The sequence below is a fragment of the Acinetobacter sp. ACNIH3 genome, assembly GCF_002918965.1.
GTDB classification, from domain to species: Bacteria; Pseudomonadota; Gammaproteobacteria; order Pseudomonadales; family Moraxellaceae; genus Acinetobacter; species Acinetobacter schindleri.
The window spans coordinates 1-2,999 of the sequence record NZ_PQLP01000100.1 but is presented as its reverse complement, the minus strand read 5'-3'; the positions used below and the strand labels follow the sequence as shown (position 1 = coordinate 2,999).

Sequence of the window (2,999 nt, the reverse complement as noted above, 5' to 3'; positions counted from 1 at the left end):
AAAAAGGCACATGCGAAAATATGAATGGTTTAATTAGGCAATATTTACCTAAAGGGATTGATTTAAATCAGGCAGATCAGCATTATTTAAATCAAGTTGCCATGTCACTGAATACTCGTCCTAGAAAAGCGTTAGATTGGCTTACACCATTAGAGAAATTTGCTCAGCTTGTTGATTATCATAAGACTTTTCAAACTGTCGCACCTCATGTTTGAATTCGCCCTAATATAAAAGCTTATTTTCAATAAAAAACACATCATAATACCCCCTTGCCTTTTAACCACAAAAATATTGAAGTTATTATTTAGAAGCAATTAATAGAAAAATAAACAAATCTTTTTTAAACAAGCTACTAATAAAAATATCTCCATCGAAAATAAAGTATAAAAATTCAAAAACCATTTAATAAAGTATCAATAGAGTTAAAATACATATAGCTTACTTTTAATTTTAAAGAGGAATACAAGAAATAATTTCTTGTATTCCTGTTATAAGATTGGGAGAACCAAGTTGATAATTTCACCCATTTCTTTGGATCTATTAATTTAAGTTTCGACTTTACTTATTTGAGCTTAGCCATTTGGTCGAGTCACAATCGGGAAAATTGAATCTGGACGTTTAAACATTGCAAAGAATTTTCCAATTTTCAGTGGATTACCTTTGACTTTACTGTCTTTAGAAAGCAGGACTTTTACCCCTTCTATTTGACCTGTAATCATTTTTAGATATAAGGGCTTGGTTAAGGTTAATGTAGGGCAATCCAATGCCAAATCTTTACTTTCATCATAACGCTTAAACTGCATGACTGAGTTTTCAACCCATAATGAAAAATGCTCTTTGGTATCCGACAAAACCAGATTGATACACTGGTTTTCATTTTTTAAATTTTCCACATCTAAATTTGTCGCCATAGCTTCAAGAAATCTTTCAGTTGGTGTATGAATCAATAAATCACTCGGATCAGAAGTATTTTGTAGGGGTACATTATTTTGTAGCTCTTGAGCGCCCACCAAAAAGAAATTACGCCAAGTTGAAGCCTCAGCAGCATAGCCCAATTGACGATAAGTATTCGCCAATAAGTCTTTTGCTTGTTGGTTTTGAGGGTTATTCAACACAATATGTTTTAAAATCTCGGCAGCCCATCTATAGTCAGCTTGAGCGTAGGCATCCCGCGCATTTTTCAATGCATTGTTCTCCCCACCTGCTAACTCAATATATTTTTTTGCAACAGCTTTAGGGGGTAATGGATCTAAATTGGAAGGATGGGCATCGAACCATCCCATATAATATTGGTATACTGCTTTTACATTATGTTTTAGGGTTCCATAATAGCCATGAGCATATAGTTTTTGATCAAGTGCCGCTGGAAGCTTAATTTTTTCGGCAATTTCAGCGCCATTAAAACCAGAGTTCATATATCTCACCGTCTGATCATGCGTGAACTTATAAACATCTCGCTGGGTTTTAATAAAATCTTGAATATTGTCATTGCCCCAGACAGGCCAATGATGCTGTGCAATCAATACATCGGATGCTTTGGCATGCTGCATTGCTTGGTCTAGATAGCCCACCCATTTTAAGGCATCACGGACTTTAGCACCCCGAAGGGTATAAAGATTATGCATGGTATGAGATAGAATTTCTGCGCCGTTATAAAGTTTCAATGATGGGATAGAGAACGTTAATTCTGCTGGTGCTTCTGAACCCGGCACGTTATAAAACACAAAATCCAAGCCATCAACCGTCATTTTCTGTTCTGGTTGAGTGATCAGTTGTGTAGGCTCAAGGATGCCCATTTTTCCCACAGCAACAGCCTTACCTAAACCTGTATCCACCAATCCTTCCGCATTTTTAGGTAGAAAAGTTCCATACATATAAGTCGCACGACGTATCATGGCTGAACCTGCCATCACATTTTCACTGGTCGCTTCTTCCATAAAGCCTTTTGGCGCAATAATTGGAGTTTTTCTAGCGTTAATTTCTTCGCTAGAAAGAACGCCTAATGCACCACCAAAATGATCGATATGGCTATGGGTAAAGATAATGGCTGAAATTTTTTGCTCACCTAAATGCTGTCTAGCAAATTTAAGTGCTGCTTCAGCCGTTTCTTTAGAGGTTAATGTATCCACAATAATCCAGCCAGTATCACCCTGAATGATGGTCATATTTGCCAAATCAAAACCACGAATTTGCCAAACTCGATCTGTTACTTTAAATAGCCCAACATTGTTGTTTAATTTTGCTTGTCGCCATAGAGTGGGATTAACGGTATTTGGTGCTTGATCTTGTAAAAAACTAAATGCATCAAAATCCCAGATAACATTGCCTTTCTCACTTTTAATTTGACCTGTTGGCTTGGCAATAAAGCCCTTTTGAGCCTGATTAAACTCAGTCATATCCTCTAAGTTATACTTCGCCTTATATGTATTATTTGATTCAATGACCGCTTTTTCTACTACAGTATTTGCTGCAAAAACAGAAAATGGCAGAATAAGCATCAATGAAACTGTTAAAAACTTAATTTTCATCTTCTTTCCTTTTTTTAAATAGAGGTGGTCCCACATGTTTGAACAACTAAAAGCTTATTTATAAGTGATACTCTGCTCTAGTTAAGCTACCTTATTTTGTTGTGGTAGCTGGTCATAGTAAAACTCATCTGGAGTCATTTTGTCCAGACTCGAATGAGGTCGTTTCAAATTATAAAATTCAAAATATGCGTTTAATTGCTTCTTCGCATCCAAAACATTGCTGTAGGCTTTGAGATACACCTCTTCATATTTAACGCTCCGCCATAATCGTTCAACCATCACATTATCAACCCATCGACCTTTACCATCCATGCTGATTTGGATGTCATTTGATTTCAATACATGGCAGAGTAAAACTTGAAGTGCGACATAAACCACCTAATTAATTTAAAGGGTTTATGGAGTATATAAAATTGTCATACCATCATCTTAACTTTGAAGATCGTACTGCATTAATGCTTGAGTCAAGAA

General features: G+C 36.0%; 2 protein-coding genes and 1 pseudogene. 1 reads left to right on the top strand and 2 read right to left on the bottom strand.

All coding sequences use genetic code 11. From position 1 onward, the window contains the following. Positions 1-215: hypothetical protein (locus tag C3420_RS16640; RefSeq protein WP_031991246.1), on the top strand; the 215-nt coding region annotated here is incomplete at its 5' end. 357 nt (positions 216-572) lie between these two features. Here C3420_RS16640 and C3420_RS16635 read toward each other — a convergent pair. Continuing rightward, positions 573-2,528, bottom strand: a complete 1,956-nt coding sequence (locus C3420_RS16635) for an alkyl/aryl-sulfatase (RefSeq protein WP_000693745.1) — start codon at positions 2,526-2,528, stop codon at positions 573-575. Positions 2,529-2,609: 81 nt separating this feature from the next. After that, positions 2,610-2,870, bottom strand: a pseudogene (locus C3420_RS16630) (integrase core domain-containing protein); the annotation flags it as partial. Positions 2,871-2,999 lie beyond the last annotated feature (129 nt).

Bases quoted from the DNA above. Each gene is read 5' to 3' on its own strand.
- C3420_RS16635 (WP_000693745.1), bottom strand. From the start codon at position 2,528: ATGAAAATTAAGTTTTTAACAGTTTCATTGATGCTTATTCTGCCATTT.